The 15,584-nt window shown below is 72.0% G+C and carries 11 protein-coding genes; 8 read left to right on the top strand and 3 right to left on the bottom strand.

What is annotated here, in order from left to right:
• The first annotated feature begins 77 nt into the window (after positions 1–77).
• The gene (locus KJK29_RS13795; RefSeq protein ID WP_215119353.1) at positions 78–974 is read left to right on the top strand and encodes a LysR family transcriptional regulator; all 897 of its coding nucleotides are present in this window, start codon (positions 78–80) and stop codon (positions 972–974) included.
• Between the two features lie 58 nt (positions 975–1,032).
• On the opposite strand, the gene KJK29_RS13790 is transcribed toward KJK29_RS13795, so the two are convergent.
• On the bottom strand, positions 1,033–1,362 hold the full coding sequence (locus KJK29_RS13790) for a WhiB family transcriptional regulator (protein WP_184591351.1): 330 nt from the start codon (positions 1,360–1,362) through the stop codon (positions 1,033–1,035).
• A gap of 380 nt (positions 1,363–1,742) precedes the next feature.
• On the opposite strand from KJK29_RS13790, the gene KJK29_RS13785 reads away from it, so the two are divergent.
• The 4 genes from KJK29_RS13785 (at position 1,743) to KJK29_RS13770 (ending at position 6,250) form a co-directional block, all read left to right on the top strand.
• Positions 1,743–2,354, top strand: a complete 612-nt coding sequence (locus tag KJK29_RS13785) for a response regulator transcription factor (protein ID WP_003948568.1) — start codon at positions 1,743–1,745, stop codon at positions 2,352–2,354.
• 409 nt (positions 2,355–2,763) lie between these two features.
• Positions 2,764–3,351, top strand: a complete 588-nt coding sequence (locus tag KJK29_RS13780; RefSeq protein ID WP_184591349.1) for a sigma-70 family RNA polymerase sigma factor — start codon at positions 2,764–2,766, stop codon at positions 3,349–3,351.
• A 149-nt stretch (positions 3,352–3,500) separates the two neighbouring features.
• The gene (guaB, locus tag KJK29_RS13775) at positions 3,501–5,009 is read left to right on the top strand and encodes an IMP dehydrogenase (protein WP_215119351.1); all 1,509 of its coding nucleotides are present in this window, start codon (positions 3,501–3,503) and stop codon (positions 5,007–5,009) included.
• 116 nt (positions 5,010–5,125) lie between these two features.
• Complete coding sequence (locus KJK29_RS13770) at positions 5,126–6,250, top strand: GuaB3 family IMP dehydrogenase-related protein (RefSeq protein WP_184591345.1); 1,125 nt, start codon at positions 5,126–5,128, stop codon at positions 6,248–6,250.
• Positions 6,251–6,265: 15 nt separating this feature from the next.
• On the opposite strand, the gene KJK29_RS13765 is transcribed toward KJK29_RS13770, so the two are convergent.
• Complete coding sequence (locus tag KJK29_RS13765; RefSeq protein WP_215119349.1) at positions 6,266–7,474, bottom strand: nucleotide sugar dehydrogenase; 1,209 nt, start codon at positions 7,472–7,474, stop codon at positions 6,266–6,268.
• 270 nt (positions 7,475–7,744) lie between these two features.
• Between KJK29_RS13765 and KJK29_RS13760 the strand changes: the two genes are divergently transcribed.
• On the top strand, positions 7,745–9,451 hold the full coding sequence (locus KJK29_RS13760; RefSeq protein WP_215119347.1) for a glycerol-3-phosphate dehydrogenase/oxidase: 1,707 nt from the start codon (positions 7,745–7,747) through the stop codon (positions 9,449–9,451).
• Positions 9,452–9,535: 84 nt separating this feature from the next.
• On the opposite strand, the gene KJK29_RS13755 is transcribed toward KJK29_RS13760, so the two are convergent.
• Positions 9,536–10,579, bottom strand: coding sequence for a serine hydrolase domain-containing protein (locus KJK29_RS13755; protein ID WP_215119346.1), 1,044 nt, complete (start codon positions 10,577–10,579; stop codon positions 9,536–9,538).
• 172 nt (positions 10,580–10,751) lie between these two features.
• Here KJK29_RS13755 and KJK29_RS13750 point away from each other — a divergent pair, with 172 nt between their 5' ends.
• Positions 10,752–12,872: a serine/threonine-protein kinase gene (locus KJK29_RS13750; protein ID WP_215119344.1), complete on the top strand. Its 2,121-nt coding sequence runs from the start codon at positions 10,752–10,754 to the stop codon at positions 12,870–12,872.
• A 153-nt stretch (positions 12,873–13,025) separates the two neighbouring features.
• Complete coding sequence (locus KJK29_RS13745; protein WP_215119343.1) at positions 13,026–15,527, top strand: protein kinase; 2,502 nt, start codon at positions 13,026–13,028, stop codon at positions 15,525–15,527.
• Positions 15,528–15,584: the final 57 nt, after the last annotated feature.

The following is a 15,584-nucleotide window of genomic DNA, read 5'->3' as shown; positions in this document are numbered from 1 at the left end:
CGCACGGTAAGGGACCGCCCCTCAAAGCGTCGACGCATTATTCGCATCGCGATCAAAGAGTCGCTTATCCTCGAAGGGTGATCGAAGCCCGCCATCTCCGCGTCCTGCGCGCCGTCGCCGCCACCGGTTCCTTCTCCGCCGCGGGGCGTGAGCTGGGCTGCACCCAGCCCGCCGTCAGTCAGCAGATGAAGGCCCTGGAATCCTCCGTCGGCACCCCTCTGCTCATCCGCACCGGGCGCGAGATGCGCCTGACCCAGGCCGGTGAGGCGCTGGTGCGGCACGCCGCCGGGATCCTCGCCGGGCTCACGGCCGCCGAGGAGGAGATCGCCGCCATCGCCGGGCTGCGCGCGGGACGGGTCCGGCTCGTCTCCTTCCCCAGCGGCAGCTCCACGCTGGTGCCCACGGCCCTCGCCGCACTGCGCGCCGCGCATCCCGGCACCCGTGTCTCCCTGGAGGAGGCCGAACCGCCCGCGTCGGTCGGCCTGCTGCGCGAGGGCGACTGCGACGTGGCGCTCGCCTTCCGCTACGAGGGCGCGGCGGGCGCGGAGGAGTGGGACGACCTCGTCGTACGGCCGCTGCTGTCGGACCGGCTCGTCGCCCTCGTGCCGGAGCGGCACCGGCTCGCGGGCGCGGGGTCCGTCGCCATCGGTGAGCTCGCGCGGGAGTCGTGGATCGCGGGCTGTCCGCGCTGTCGCGGCCAGTTGGTCGAGGTGTGCGCGGCGGCCGGCTTCACGCCTCGCATCGACTTCGCCACCGACGACTACCCGGCGGTCGTCGGCCTGGTCGGCGCCGGGCTGGGCGTGGCCGTGCTGCCCCAGCTCGCCGTCGAGTCGGTTCGGCCCCGGGGAGTACGCACCGTGACGCTGGAACCGGTGGTGCGGCGGGAGATCGTCGCGCTCACCCTGCCCGACCTCGCTCAGGTCCCGGCGGTGTCGGCGACGCTCGACCAGCTCGCGCGGGCGGCCGTCCGCTAGCTCCACGCGCAGGCGTGCATGCCTTGTCGTGCGCGTGCCTGTCTGCAGAAACGTTATTTCAATGGTGCGAGGCGGTATGCCCGCCCGGTGCCGACGCCGACACCAGCCGGTTGCGCGCCCGCCCCATGAGCTCTTCGCGCTCGTCCTCGGTCAGCCCGCCCCACACGCCGTACGGCTCACGCACCGCCAGGGCGTGAGCAGCGCACTCGGCGCGTACCGGGCACCTCATGCAGACCTCTTTGGCCGAGTTCTCGCGAGCACTCCGAGCCGCACCGCGCTCGCCCTCCGGATGGAAGAAGAGCGAGCTGTCCACCCCGCGACAGGCAGCCAGCAGCTGCCAGTCCCACAGGTCCGCGTTCGGTCCGGGAAGGCGGGAGAAATCTGCCATTACGTGACCCCTTGTAGCCGTTCTGGGCGGATCCGGTGTCTACGACCGTACAACTACGATCTAAGGAGATGAAAATATGACTCATTGCGAATCTAGCTCCAGACACTGGCAAAGCGGAAGAAATGGGTCTGAATGGGGCATAGGTTGTGATGAAAGTTCGTGGGTCTGCCGCTCATGTCTGCACCGTGTCCGCCCCCTCACGTAGAGTGCCGAAGATGACAGCCGACCCCGTAACTCTTTCGAGTGACCGTCGTTGAGAGTGCGAGGCGGTTGAAGGAACAAGGGCTCGGACAGATATCCGAGACGGTCGACCGCACAGGTGACGATTCCGTACCAGCCTGGAGGCTCAAGGTGACGTGCATCAGCTGCGGAGGGCGGTCATGACTTCCGTCCTCGTCTGCGACGACTCCCCGCTTGCCCGAGAGGCGCTCCGTCGCGCGGTCGCGACCGTGCCCGGCGTAGAGCGCGTGACGACGGCGGCCAACGGCGAGGAAGTCCTCCGCCGCTGGGGGGCCGACCGCTCGGACCTGATTCTGATGGACGTGCGCATGCCCGGTCTGGGCGGCGTCGAGACGGTCCGGCGGCTGCTGTCCGCCGACCCCGGTGCGCGCATCATCATGCTCACCGTCGCCGAGGACCTGGACGGCGTGGCGCTCGCCGTCGCCGCAGGTGCCCGCGGCTATCTGCACAAGGACGCCTCCCGCGCCGAGCTGCGCGCGACGGTGACGCAGGCCCTGGCCGACCCGACCTGGCGGCTCGCCCCGCGCCGGCTGCGCTCGGCCGAGATGGGCGCCGCGCCCACGCTCACGGCGCGTGAGATCCAGGTCCTCGAAGGCATGAGCCACGGCCGCTCGAACGCGGAGATCGGCCGCGAGCTGTTCCTCTCCGAGGACACCGTCAAGACCCACGCCCGGCGCCTGTTCAAGAAGCTCGGCGCCTCGGACCGGGCCCACGCGGTGGCGCTCGGCTTCCGGTGGGGCCTGGTGCGCTAGGGCCTGTCGTTCGGATCGGGCCGGCTTCGAGCTGCGGGTCGTGGAGCGGGGGCATGCGGATGCCCCCGCGTGAGCCGGGCGCGCACTCGCCCGTGAGCGCCCGCGACCCGGGGACGATCCGAACAGCAGGCCCCAAGGGTGACCGCGTGGGTCGGAGCGGTCGTAGCGGTCGTAGCGGGAGTGCGGAAAGCCAGGTGGGCGGGGGTGGACCGGGGGTCCGCAGGGTGCCCGCTGCTTGTTTCGCCGCGGATGCCGCATCCTTGAGGGTGTGGAGTTCCTCGGGAACGAGTCGGTCGAGCGGAAGGGGAGGGCGCAGGGGATGAGTGCCGGCGCACCTGCTCATAACGCTTCGGTGCACAACAACGGGCGCGGTGCCGCGGACCCGGTGGCCGCAGGGCACCATGGACCGATGCGCGATGACGAGGCGGTCAATGCCCAAGGGGCGATCGGCGCGCTCGTCCACCGCGCCGTCGACGGTGACGAGCAGGCCACGCACGATCTGCTCGCCCATGTCCACCCCCTGGCACTGCGCTACTGCCGCACCCGTCTGTCCCGCCTCCCGGGCGACGCCCGGCATTTCGTCGAGGACCTCGCCCAGGAGGTCTGCGTGGCGGTGCTCCTCGCGCTGCCCCGCTACCGGGACACCGGGCGCCCATTCGAAGCGTTCGTCTTCGCCATCGCCGCCCACAAGGTCGCCGACCTGCAGCGCGCGGCGATGCGCCACCCCGGCTCGACGGCCATCCCCTCCGACGAGATGCCCGAGCGCCCCGACGACTCCCTGGGACCGGAAGAGCGCGCCCTGCTGAGCAGTGACGCGGAATGGGCCAAGAAACTCCTGGCCAACCTGCCCGAGAACCAGCGGGAGCTGCTGCTGCTGCGCATCGCGGTGGGGCTCACGGCCGAGGAGACGGGCCAGATGTTGGGAATGTCACCCGGCGCCGTCCGGGTGGCGCAGCACCGGGCGCTGAGCCGACTGCGGGCGCTCGCCGAGCAGTAGGCCCTCAGCAGCCCTTGGTTGAACAGGTGGTGCGTGGCCTCCGTACGAACATACGAAGCCCCGAGCCGACCGGAACCGTGGAATGAGACAGCCGCGCTTCCCGTTAGCATGGACATCCGCACCGATCAAGGCCATTTGGGGAAGGTGTCATGACTGCAAACGTCGACGGAGTGCCCGGAAAATTCGCGACACTCGGGCTGACCTACGACGACGTGCTGCTGCTGCCGGGCGCGTCGGACATGGCTCCCGACGAGATCGACACCGCCTCGTACGTCTCGAAGAACGTGCGGGTCAACATCCCGCTGCTGTCCGCCGCCATGGACAAGGTCACCGAGTCGCGCATGGCGATCGCGATGGCCCGCCAGGGCGGCGTCGGCGTGCTGCACCGCAATCTGTCCATCGAGGACCAGGCCAACCAGGTCGACCTGGTGAAGCGGTCCGAGTCGGGCATGGTGGCCGACCCGATCACGGTCCACCCGGACGCCACGCTTGCCGAGGCCGACGCGCTGTGCGCCAAGTTCCGCATCAGCGGCGTCCCGGTCACCGACCCCGCCAAGAAGCTGCTCGGCATCGTCACCAACCGCGACATGGCCTTCGAGACCGACCGCACCCGCCGGGTCCGCGAGGTCATGACGCCGATGCCGCTGGTCACCGGCAAGGTCGGCATCTCCGGTGTCGAGGCCATGGAGCTGCTGCGCAAGCACAAGATCGAGAAGCTGCCGCTGGTCGACGACGACGGCGTCCTCAAGGGCCTGATCACCGTCAAGGACTTCGTCAAGGCGGAGAAGTACCCGAGCGCCGCGAAGGACGCGGAGGGCCGCCTCCTCGTCGGTGCCGCAGTCGGTGTCGCGGGTGACTCCTACGAGCGGGCCCAGGCCCTGATCGAGGCGGGCGTCGACTTCATCGTCGTCGACACCGCGCACGGCCACTCCCGGCTGGTCGGCGACATGGTCGCCAAGATCAAGTCGAACGCGAACGGTGTCGATGTCATCGGCGGCAACATCGCCACGCGCGACGGCGCCAAGGCCCTGGTCGACGCGGGCGTCGACGGCATCAAGGTCGGTGTCGGCCCCGGCTCCATCTGCACCACCCGTGTGGTCGCCGGTGTCGGTGTCCCGCAGGTCACGGCCATCTACGAGGCCGCTCTCGCCGCCAAGGAGGCCGGTGTCCCGGTCATCGGCGACGGCGGTCTGCAGTACTCCGGCGACATCGCCAAGGCCCTGGTCGCCGGCGCCGACACCGTGATGCTGGGCTCGCTGCTGGCCGGCTGCGAGGAGTCGCCGGGCGAGCTGCTCTTCATCAACGGCAAGCAGTTCAAGTCGTACCGCGGCATGGGCTCGCTGGGCGCCATGCAGACCCGCGGCGACCGCAAGTCCTTCTCCAAGGACCGCTACTTCCAGGAGGGCGTCGCCTCCGACGAGCAGCTGGTCCCCGAGGGCATCGAGGGCCAGGTGCCCTACCGGGGCCCGCTCTCCTCGGTCGTCCACCAGCTGGTCGGCGGCCTGCGCCAGTCGATGTTCTACGTCGGCGGCCGCACGGTGCCGGACCTCCAGGACAACGGCCGTTTCGTCCGGATCACGTCCGCGGGCCTCAAGGAGAGCCACCCGCACGACATCCAGATGACGGTCGAGGCACCCAACTACAGCCGTAGCAAGTGACCCGCACGCGCGCGTGAGACGGACCAGGGGCGGTCCCGGAGCATCCGGGACCGCCCCTGTCGTGCCCGTCGGCGATACTGGAAGACGCTGCAACGCATCAGGGAAAGGCCACAAACGTGACTGAGATCGAGATCGGGCGCGGCAAGCGCGGCCGCCGGGCGTACGCCTTCGACGACATCGCCGTCGTCCCCAGCCGCCGTACGCGGGACCCGAAGGAGGTCTCGATCGCCTGGCAGATCGACGCCTACCGCTTCGAGCTGCCGTTCCTGGCCGCCCCCATGGACTCGGTCGTCTCGCCGGCCACCGCCATCCGCATCGGCGAGCTCGGCGGCCTCGGCGTGCTGAACCTCGAGGGCCTGTGGACGCGCCACGAGGACCCGCAGCCGCTGCTGGACGAGATCGCCGAGCTGCCCGCCGAGGCGGCGACCCGGCGCCTCCAGGAGATCTACGCCGCGCCGATCAAGGAGGAGCTGATCGGCGCCCGCATCAAGGAGGTGCGCGACTCGGGCGTGGTCACGGCCGCCGCGCTCTCCCCGCAGCGCACGGCCCAGTTCTCCAAGGCCGTCGTCGACGCGGGCGTGGACATCTTCGTCATCCGCGGTACGACGGTCTCGGCGGAGCACGTCTCCGGCGCGTCCGAGCCGCTGAACCTGAAGCAGTTCATCTACGAGCTGGACGTCCCGGTGATCGTCGGCGGCTGCGCCACGTACACCGCGGCCCTGCACCTGATGCGCACCGGCGCGGCCGGTGTGCTGGTCGGCTTCGGCGGCGGCGCCGCGCACACCACGCGCAATGTGCTCGGCATCCAGGTCCCCATGGCGACGGCCGTCGCCGACGTCGCGGCCGCGCGCCGTGACTACATGGACGAGTCCGGCGGCCGGTACGTGCACGTGATCGCGGACGGCGGTGTCGGCTGGTCCGGCGACCTGCCCAAGGCGATCGCCTGCGGTGCCGACGCGGTCATGATGGGCTCCCCGCTCGCCCGCGCGACCGACGGTCCCGGCAAGGGGCACCACTGGGGCATGGAGGCCGTGAACGAGGAGCTGCCGCGCGGCAAGAAGGTCGACCTCGGCACGGTCGGGACCATCGAGGAGATCCTCACCGGCCCGTCCCACACCCCCGACGGCTCGATGAACCTCTTCGGCGCCCTGCGCCGGGCCATGGCCACCACCGGTTACAGCGAGCTGAAGGAGTTCCAGCGCGTCGAGGTGACGGTGGCGGACTCGCAGCACCGGCGCTGAGCCCCGGGCACGACGTCACAGACGGTGGGCGGCACCCATGGGTGTCGCCCCTCGTGTGTCCAGGAGCAGTTGCGCCTTCACCGACAGGCCCTGGAGGTCGTAGGTGCGGTGCTGCTGGAGCAGGATGGTCAGATCCGCGTCGGCGGCCGCTTCGTAGAGGGAGTCCGCCCGGGGGACGGGGCGGTCGAGCACGCTCCAGTCCGGGATGTACGGGTCGTGGTAGCTGACCGACGCGCCCAGGTCCATCAGCCGCCGGGCGATCTCCCGGGCGGGGGTGCCCTGCAGATCGGCGAGGTCGGGCTTGTAGGTGACGCCCAGGAGCAGCACGCGTGCGCCGCGCGCGGACTTGCCGTGCTCGTTGAGGAGCTGGGCGCCGCGCTGGACGACGTAGCGGGGCATGCGGCTGTTGACCTGCTGGGCCAGTTCCACCATGCGCAGGCTGCGGCCGCCGTGGGCGGTCAGGTCCTGCGGGAGGGTGTGGCCGCCGACGCCCGGGCCGGGGCGGAAGGCCTGGAAGCCGAACGGCTTGGTCTCCGCGCAGCGGATCACGTCCCACAGGTCGACGCCCAGGTCGTGGCAGAGCGCGGCCATCTCGTTGACGAGGGCGATGTTGACGTGCCGGTAGTTGGTCTCCAGCAGCTGCACGGTCTCCGCCTCGCGCAGTCCACGCGCGCGTACCACCTTGTCCGTGAGCCGTCCGTAGAAGGCGGCGGCCGACTCGGTGCAGGCCGGGGTGAGGCCGCCGATGACCTGCGGGGTTCCGGCCGGGGTGAAGTCGCGGTTGCCGGGGTCGACGCGGCTGGGGGAGTGGGCGAGGTGGAAGTCGCGGCCCGCCCGCAGGCCCGAGCCCTCCTCGAGGAGCGGGCGCAGGAATTCCTCCGTCGCCCCGGGGTACACAGGTGACTCCAGGATCACCGTGGTGTGCGGGCGCAGATGGGCGGCCAGGGTGCGGGCGGCCGTCTCCACCTGGGTCAGATCGAGCCGGCCGTCCGTGCCCGGCGGGGTCGGTGCGCAGATCACCGCGGTGCGCACCCTGCCGAGTTCGGCGGCGTTCGTGGTCGGCCGGAAGCCCTTCGAGAGCATCCGGCGCAGTTCGGCGGCGCTGAGGGAACCGGTCTCGGGTCCGGTCCGGTAGCCGATGGTGGGGATGCCGGCGGCGACGGCGGCCTGAGCCAGGGGCAGGCCGTAAGGGCCGAGTCCGATGACGGCGAGATCTGCGGGCACGGCGTGGCCGTCCTTCCCGTAGCCGAAGTGGGACAGGTGCGCAAGCCCTGTGGACAGGACGGGCGAGCGCAATGTCAGACTAGGAGTAAATATGACCGTTATGTGGGATTGCCTGGCCGAGTTTCGGTGAGTGTTCCGTGCGGGTTGTCCACAGGCTGAGGGCCCGTGGTGGCTGAAGTCGGGCAACCCGGTCAGAATTTGGGCATGGGGGGTACGGACGGGGTCTCACCCGACGGGTGCGGCCGGCGCGACCGATGAGCGGGAGGCAGCGTGAGGACAGCGACACTCGGGCCGGAGCAGCGAGCCGAGTCACTGGCATCCATGGCCGAGCGAGAGCTGGACGTGCTGGTCGTGGGCGCGGGCGTGGTCGGTGCGGGCACCGCCCTCGACGCCGTGACCCGGGGCCTCGCCACGGGCCTGGTCGAGGCCCGCGACTGGGCCTCGGGCACCTCCAGCCGGTCCAGCAAACTGATCCACGGCGGCCTGCGCTATCTGGAGATGCTCGACTTCGCCCTCGTCAGGGAAGCCCTGAAGGAGCGCGGCCTGCTGCTGGAGCGGCTCGCCCCGCATCTGGTGAAGCCCGTGCCGTTCCTGTACCCGCTGCAGCACAAGGGCTGGGAGCGCCTGTACGCCGGGTCGGGCGTCGCGATGTACGACGCCATGTCCATGGCGCGCGGCCATGGCCGGGGCCTGCCGATGCACCGCCACCTGACCCGCTCTCACGCCCTGCGCGTGGCGCCCTGCTTGAAGAAGGACGCCCTGGTCGGGGCGCTCCAGTACTACGACGCGCAGATGGACGACGCCCGCTATGTGACCAACCTGGTGCGCACGGCGGTGGCGTACGGAGCCAAGGCGGCCAACCGCGCGCGGGTGACGGGCTTCCTGCGCGAGGGCGAGCGGGTCGTCGGCGCGCGGGTGCAGGACGTCGAAGGGGGCGGGGAGTACGAGATCCGCGCCAAGCAGGTCGTCAACGCCACCGGGGTGTGGACCGACGACACCCAGGCGATGGTCGGGGAGCGCGGCCAGTTCCACGTCCGGGCGTCCAAGGGCATCCACCTGGTCGTGCCGCGCGACCGGATCCACTCCACGACCGGGCTGATCCTGCGCACGGAGAAGTCCGTGCTGTTCGTCATCCCCTGGGGCCGGCACTGGATCGTCGGCACCACGGACACCGACTGGGACCTAGACAAGGCCCACCCGGCCGCCTCCAGCGCGGACATCGACTATCTGCTGGAGCATGTGAACTCGGTGCTCGCGGTGCCCCTCACCAGGGACGACGTCCAGGGCGTCTACGCGGGGCTGAGGCCGCTGCTCGCGGGCGAGTCGGACGCCACCAGCAAGCTGTCGCGCGAGCACACCGTGGCGCATCCGGTGCCCGGGCTCGTCGTCGTGGCGGGCGGCAAGTACACGACGTACCGGGTCATGGCCAAGGACGCGGTGGACGCGGCGGTGCACGGCCTCGACATGCGTGTCGCCGAGTGCGTCACCGAGGACGTGCCGCTGCTGGGCGCCGAGGGCTACCGGGCGCTGTGGAACGCGCGGGCGCGGATCGCCGCCCGGACCGGACTGCACGTGGTGCGGGTGGAGCACCTGCTGAACCGGTACGGGGCGATGACCGAGGAGCTTCTGGAGCTGATCGCCGAGGACCCGTCACTGGGCGAGCCCCTGGCGGCGGCCGACGACTATCTGCGCGCCGAGATCGTGTACGCGGCCTCGCACGAGGGGGCGCGGCATCTGGACGACGTGCTGACCCGGCGGACGCGCATCTCGATCGAGACCTTCGACCGGGGCAGCCGCAGCGCACGCGACGCCGCCGTGCTGATGGCGCCGGTACTCGGCTGGGACAAGGACCAGATCGAGCGCGAGGTCGAGCATTACCAGAAGCGGGTGGAGGCCGAGCGGGAGTCGCAGCGGCAGCCCGATGACCTCACGGCGGACGCGGCGCGGTTGGGGGCGCCGGACATCGTGCCGCGGTAGGCGCCTGCCGTGACCGGGTGTCCGGCCCTGACATCACTCGAACGAGTGTCGTGAGCTGGGATCTCTGTTCGGGGCCCGGTCGTTCTACGAGGTGCGGGGGCAGAACTCGGCCGCGAGCACCGCGGGTTCGAGGTCGGGGTCGGATATCGCGTCCGTGTTCACGCGGAGGGTGAGGACACGCCGGCCGTCGAGGGTGGCCGCGGTGCGCACATAGCTGCCGGATATGTGCCCGTTGTGTCCCCACACCGTGGTGCCGCAGGGGAGCTTCTCGGGAAACAGGCCCATGCCGTACGCGCCGTGTGCGGCACGGGTGTCGAGCATCTCGCGCAGCCATCGCGGGGGCAGCAGCCGCCCGCCGAGCAGGGCCGCGTAGAAGCGGTCCAGATCGGCGAGCGTGGTCACCAGCTCGCCCGCGGCTCCGGCCACCCGGGGGTCGAGGGCGGTGACGTCGGTTCCGTCGGCGGCGTAGGCACGGCCGTGCGGAGAGGGCAGTGAGGAGCGGGAGCCGGGGAAGGAGGTGCCCGTCAGACGCAGGGGAGTGATGATGCGGCGCTCTGCCTCGGTGGCGTACGAGTGGCCGGTCACCTGCTGGACGACCAGGCCGAGCAGGACGTAGTTGGTGTTCGAGTAGGCGAAGCGGCCACGTGCGGCCGGAGGGTGGGTGAGTGCGATGCGTACGGCCTGACGGGGTGTGACGGGTGCGGTTCCGCCGGTGTCCGCGGTGAAGTCGTACAGGCCGCTGGTGTGGGTGAGCAGGGAGCGCAGGGTCAGCGCGCGGCCGTCGTTGCCCGCTCCCCGTACCAGGCCGGGCAGATGCCGCTCCACCGTGTCGGACAGCGACAGCCGATGCTCGGCGGCCAGTTGCAGCACGACCGTCGCGATGAACGTCTTGGTGATGCTGCCGGCGCGGAAATGGTCGGGCCGGGCGATTCCGGGACCGGCGTGGGCATAGCGGGTGGTGCTTCCCTCCCGGGCCAGCAGGGCCGCGGCGGGGGCTCCGCCCCGGGTCGTGAGCAGCGGCAGCACCGCGTCCGTGGGCGGGACCGAAAGAGCCGAGGAGTCGGCCGGGGGCAGGGCGAGGAGGGCGACGGCCAGCGGCAGGGCCGACAGGGCCCGGAACGGCGGCATGCGGGCTCCTCCCTCGTCAGGGCCCATCATGCAAGGCGGCGCGGGGCGCGGCGCACCCGGGTTCCGGGCGTAAGGGCCCGGCGCCCTGGGCCCAGGGGCCCCCTGGGCACGGGGCACTTGTCGGGTGAGAGACAATGGAGGCTCTGTCAGGGCGGGTTGTATGAGGGGACGCATGTCGGAGGCGGAGCGGGCGGGCACATCTCGTCAGGACACTCGTCAGGACAACAGGGAGCGTCTCCTGGCCGGGCGCTACCGGCTGGGCGACGTCCTCGGCCGCGGCGGCATGGGCACGGTGTGGCGCGCCGAGGACGAGACGCTGGGGCGGACGGTCGCCGTCAAGGAGCTGCGGTTCCCGACGAACATCGACCAGGAGGAGAAGCGGCGGCTGATCACGCGGACGCTGCGCGAGGCCAAAGCGATCGCGCGCATCCGCAACAACAGCGCCGTGACCGTCTTCGACGTGGTCCAGGAGGACGACCGGCCCTGGATCGTGATGGAGCTCGTCGAGGGCAAGTCGCTCGCCGAGGTCATCCGGGAGGACGGCCTCCTCGAGCCGAAGCGGGCCGCCGAGGTCGGGCTCGCCGTCCTCGACGTGCTGCGCTCCGCGCACCGCGAAGGCATCCTGCACCGCGACGTGAAACCGTCGAACGTGCTGATCTCCGACGACGGCCGGGTCGTGCTCACCGACTTCGGTATCGCCCAGGTCGAGGGCGACCCGTCCATCACCTCGACCGGCATGCTCGTCGGCGCGCCCTCCTACATCTCCCCGGAGCGGGCGCGCGGGCACAAGCCGGGCCCCGCCGCCGACCTGTGGTCGCTCGGCGGGCTGCTGTACGCGTCGGTGGAGGGAGCGCCGCCGTACGACAAGGGGTCGGCCATAGCGACGCTCACCGCGGTGATGACCGAGCCGCTGGAGGAGCCGAAGAACGCGGGCCCGCTGACGGACGTCATCCACGGGCTGCTCACCAAGGACCCCGCCAAGCGGCTCGACGACGCGGGCGCCCGGGCGATGCTGAACTCCGTCATCAACGCGCCGGAGACGCCCGAGCCGGAGCCGATGGACGCGACGAAGGTCGTGCCGCTGCCGGCGCAGCCGGACAAGGCGTCGCGCAAGGGTGGTTCGGCGGGCACCGGGAGCAAGCGGGGCGAGGAGGCCGGGGAGCGGCTGCGCGGGGCGTTGCGCTCCGTGCGCAAGGCCGCGGCCGGACCGGCCGCTGCGTCGGCGGCGACCCGTACGAAGTCGGAGGATGCCGAGGCCGCTTCCGGACCGAAGGGCGAGGCGGCCGCCGGGGGCGCGGGCACGGCCGCGTCGCAGTCGGGGCCGAAGAGCACCTCGGGTCCGAGGCAGGCCTCGGGTTCGAAGCAGGGCTCGGGTCCAAAGTCGGCGTCGGGTTCGAAGCAGGGCTCGGGGGCGGCGGCTTCCGGGGCCGGGGCCGGGGAGCGGGGCGCGCAGGACGCGCAGGCGAAGTCCGAGGGGCGGAGTTCGGGGTGGCCCGTCATGCCGCCGCCGGACCTGCCGCCGCGGCAGGTGCCCCGGGCGCCGCTCACCGACGTGGTGTCGCGGCGCACCCTGCTGATCATCGCCGTGGTCGTGGTGCTCGCCGTGCTCGGCACGGTGCTCACCATCGCCTTCAGCGGTGACGACGCGGGCGCGCAGGGGGCCGGGGGCGAGAGCGGCGGCAAGACCGTCGCCACCGCGTCGAGCAGCGCCGACACCAAGGACGACGAGAAGGGCGGCGCGCGCCCCGACAACACCGCGACGCAGCCCGCGCCGTCGGGACCCGCCTCCAACACCGAGACGAGCGGCGGGGCGAGCGGCTCGGCCGGCGACGGGAAGGACGGGTCCGCCGGAAAGGACACCGCGGCGAAGTCGACTCACCAGGGCGACCAGGGGTACTCGATCGGTCTGCCGAAGGGGTGGAGCTTCCAGTCCACGGGCTCCGCCGGAGACCGGTTCACCGGCCCCGACGGGCAGAAGCTGCTCATCGCCTGGACGTCCACGCCCAAGGGCGACCCGGTGGCGGACTGGAAGAACCAGGAGCGCTACATGCAGCGCGCCGAATACAAGAAGATCCGAATAGAGAAGGTGGACTACCGCAGCTGGAACACGGCCGACTGGGAGTTCACCTACCGGGAGAGCGGCACCAAGTACCGCACCATCGACCGCGGGTTCGTCGTCGACGGCTCCCAGGGCTACGCGCTGATGTACACGGCGAAGGCGGACGGCTGGGGCGACCAGAAGCGCAAGGACACCTGGGCGACGCTGACCAAGACCTTCGAACCCAAGTCCTGAGCATGAGCCTTCCCGGGTTTGGGGAGGCAGATCTGGCATCCCCACATTGCGGGTTGCCTGCGGCACGTATCGTAAATATTTGCGGTCCGCGCGCAGCCGGAACGGACCGTGGGGCGAACGGATGTGACCGACCGGGCTGACGGGGGAGGCAACGTGGACGACTATGCGGGCCGGGTACTCGCCGACCGCTACCGCCTGCCCCTGCCGCCGTCCGACGAGTACGAACTCACCGAGACCCGGGCCTTCGACACCTACAGCGGACAGGAAGTCCTGGTCCGGCAGGTGCCGTTGCCGGAGGTGGTCGAGGCCGAGGTCCTCGACGCGGAGGGACTGCCCGACGGCTTCACCGCGCGTGACGGCGGTGCGCGGCGCTCCGGTGGGCGTACGGGCACCCGGCGGCCCACGGACCCGGTGGTACGGCGCGCGGTCGACGCCGCCCAGGCCGCCGCGGCCATTCCCGACCATCCGCGGCTCGACCAGGTCTTCGACGTGTTCGCCGAGGGCGGTTCGCTGTGGATCGTCAGTGAACTGGTGGCCGCGCGCCCGCTGGCGGCCCTGCTCGCCGAGAAGCCGCTGACGCCGTACCGGGCGGCCGAGGTCGCCTCCGACGTCCTCATGGCGCTGCGGGTCCTGCACGGCCACGGCTGGGTGCACCGCAACGTCACCGCGCGGACGGTGCTTGTCTGCGACGACGGCCGGGTGATGCTGACCGGTCTCGCGGTGGGCGCGGCGGAGGAGGCGCTGTGCGGGTACGACCCGGTTCCGGCCGCCGAGGAGCTTGACCAGGGGCCGGCCCACGAGGGCGGCGCCGGGCCGGTCAACGGCGTCGGAGGTCCCGGCGGCCTCGGTGGCGCGGCCGACCCGGAGGCCGCGCGGCGAGCCGCCATAGAGGCACGCGAGGCCAGGGGGCTGCCCTCGGCCGGGAGCGATACGCCGGGCGGGGGCACGGCCGTGCCGGCCCGCAGGAGTGTGGACGACAGCGGTGACCCACGGGCCGCGCGAGCCGGGGCCATCGCGGCCTACCGGGCGGGTGCCCGGGCCGCCGCCCGGGTCCAGGAGGCGCAGGAGGGCGGCCGGGCCGCACTGCCCGGTGCCCGCTCCGCCCCGGACAGCGGGGCGCAGTCCTACAGCAACGGCTCGGCGCAGCCGCCGTACATCCCCGGGCAGGGCACGGCGCCCGGTGCGGGCCCGCCGGGGCGGATAGCCGACCCCTACGGCGTGGCCGGCGCCCCCCGGACGACCGCCTGGCACGGTGCCACGCCCCGGGGCGGAACCGGCGGCGCGCCCCTGCCGCAGGGGCAGGAACACGCGGCTCTCCCACCTGCCCCGGGCCCCGCCGCCCAGGATTCGGCCCGGTGGGACGAGCTGGTCGCCGACACCCCCGCACCCCGGCGCGGCCCGGCCACCGCCCTGGCCGCCGAGCGGGCGCGGCAGGCCCGGATGGCCGTGGTGGGTCCCGTGACGGAGCGCTGGGCGCCCGAGCAGGCCGGACCCGTGCACGAGAACTGGCAGTTGGCCGCCCCGATCGGTCCCGCCACCGACCTGTGGGCGCTCGGCGCGCTGCTCTTCAGGGCCGTACAGGGGCACGCGCCCTACCCGGAGGAGTCGACGGCCGAGCTGGTGCAGATGGTGTGCGCCGAACCGCCCGCCTACGCCGAGGAGTGCGGGCCGCTGCGTCCGGTTGTGGAGTCGCTGCTGCGTCAGGACCCCACCGAGCGCCTCGACTTCGAGGAGCTGCGCGGCTGGCTGCGCTCGCTCGTCCGCTCGGCGCCCGAGCCGGAGGCCGGGGTGCATGTCGTCGCCGCGCCGCCCGTCGACGCGAGCCGGCTGCCCGTCGTACGCCGCCGGGGCGAGCTGGTGCGCCGGCGCAAGGCCGGGCTGCCCGCGCACCACGGGCGGCACAAACGGGCCAAACACGAGTCCCGGTCGCCGAACCGTCTCGGCCGCACCCTGCTCGTGCTGGTCCTGCTCGTGATGGCCGCCGCGATCGCCTACGCCATGCTCTTCATGCCCAAGTCGAAGACCGACGGCGCGGAAGGCACGGGCGGCACGGACCGCACCGGTTCCGCCGGTGAGGTCAGCCAGGCGCCCGAGCCGGACGCCAGCAGCGAGCCCCGGCCCGACCAGACCTCGCCCGAGCCGGAGAAGAGCCCGTCGACATCGGCCGGTTCCGCCGAGACCCAGACCGCCGGCCCCGACGTCGCCGACGGCTTCACCCTGCGCAAGGACGCGGCGGGGTTCCAGGTCGCCGTAGCCAAGGGCTGGAGCCACACCCCGAGGAACGGCAGCGGCCAGGTCGTCTACGCGAAGGGCGACTTCGAGCTCATCGTCGTACCCGGCCGGGACAGCGCGTCGGAGTACGGCAGGGACCCGATGGCCTACCAGCGGGAGCGGGAGCGCGAGTTGCAGCCGTACCGCGACTCCAGCTGGGCCACCTCCACCGGGCTGAAGACCATAGAGGTGGGCGGACGGACCATGGCCGAGGGGCAGTTCACCTGGACCGGCGGCGACGGCGGAGAGCTGTATGTGCGCAATCTCGCGATGCTCGTCGAGGGGCGGTACCACGTGGTCCAGGTGCGCGGGCCGGAGGCCGAGCGGGACGAGGTGACGCGGCTGTACGAGCAGGCGGCGGCGACCTACAAGGCCACGGGCTGAGCGTCCGGCGCGCCGCCTGTACGCGGTAGTTCAACCTCTGGTTGCCTCGCGTCCCGA

Source organism: Streptomyces koelreuteriae (genome assembly GCF_018604545.1).
Taxonomy (GTDB): domain Bacteria; phylum Actinomycetota; class Actinomycetes; order Streptomycetales; family Streptomycetaceae; genus Streptomyces; species Streptomyces koelreuteriae.
The sequence above is the reverse complement of the archived record's forward strand: the minus strand, read 5'-3'. Positions and strand labels throughout refer to the sequence as shown.

Bases quoted from the DNA above. Each gene is read 5' to 3' on its own strand.
- KJK29_RS13780 (WP_184591349.1), top strand. From the start codon at position 2,764: ATGCGCGATGACGAGGCGGTCAATGCCCAAGGGGCGATCGGCGCGCTC.
- KJK29_RS13785 (WP_003948568.1), top strand. From the start codon at position 1,743: ATGACTTCCGTCCTCGTCTGCGACGACTCCCCGCTTGCCCGAGAGGCG.
- KJK29_RS13750 (WP_215119344.1), top strand. From the start codon at position 10,752: ATGTCGGAGGCGGAGCGGGCGGGCACATCTCGTCAGGACACTCGTCAG.
- KJK29_RS13790 (WP_184591351.1), bottom strand. From the start codon at position 1,362: ATGGCAGATTTCTCCCGCCTTCCCGGACCGAACGCGGACCTGTGGGAC.
- KJK29_RS13755 (WP_215119346.1), bottom strand. From the start codon at position 10,579: ATGCCGCCGTTCCGGGCCCTGTCGGCCCTGCCGCTGGCCGTCGCCCTC.
- guaB (WP_215119351.1), top strand. From the start codon at position 3,501: ATGACTGCAAACGTCGACGGAGTGCCCGGAAAATTCGCGACACTCGGG.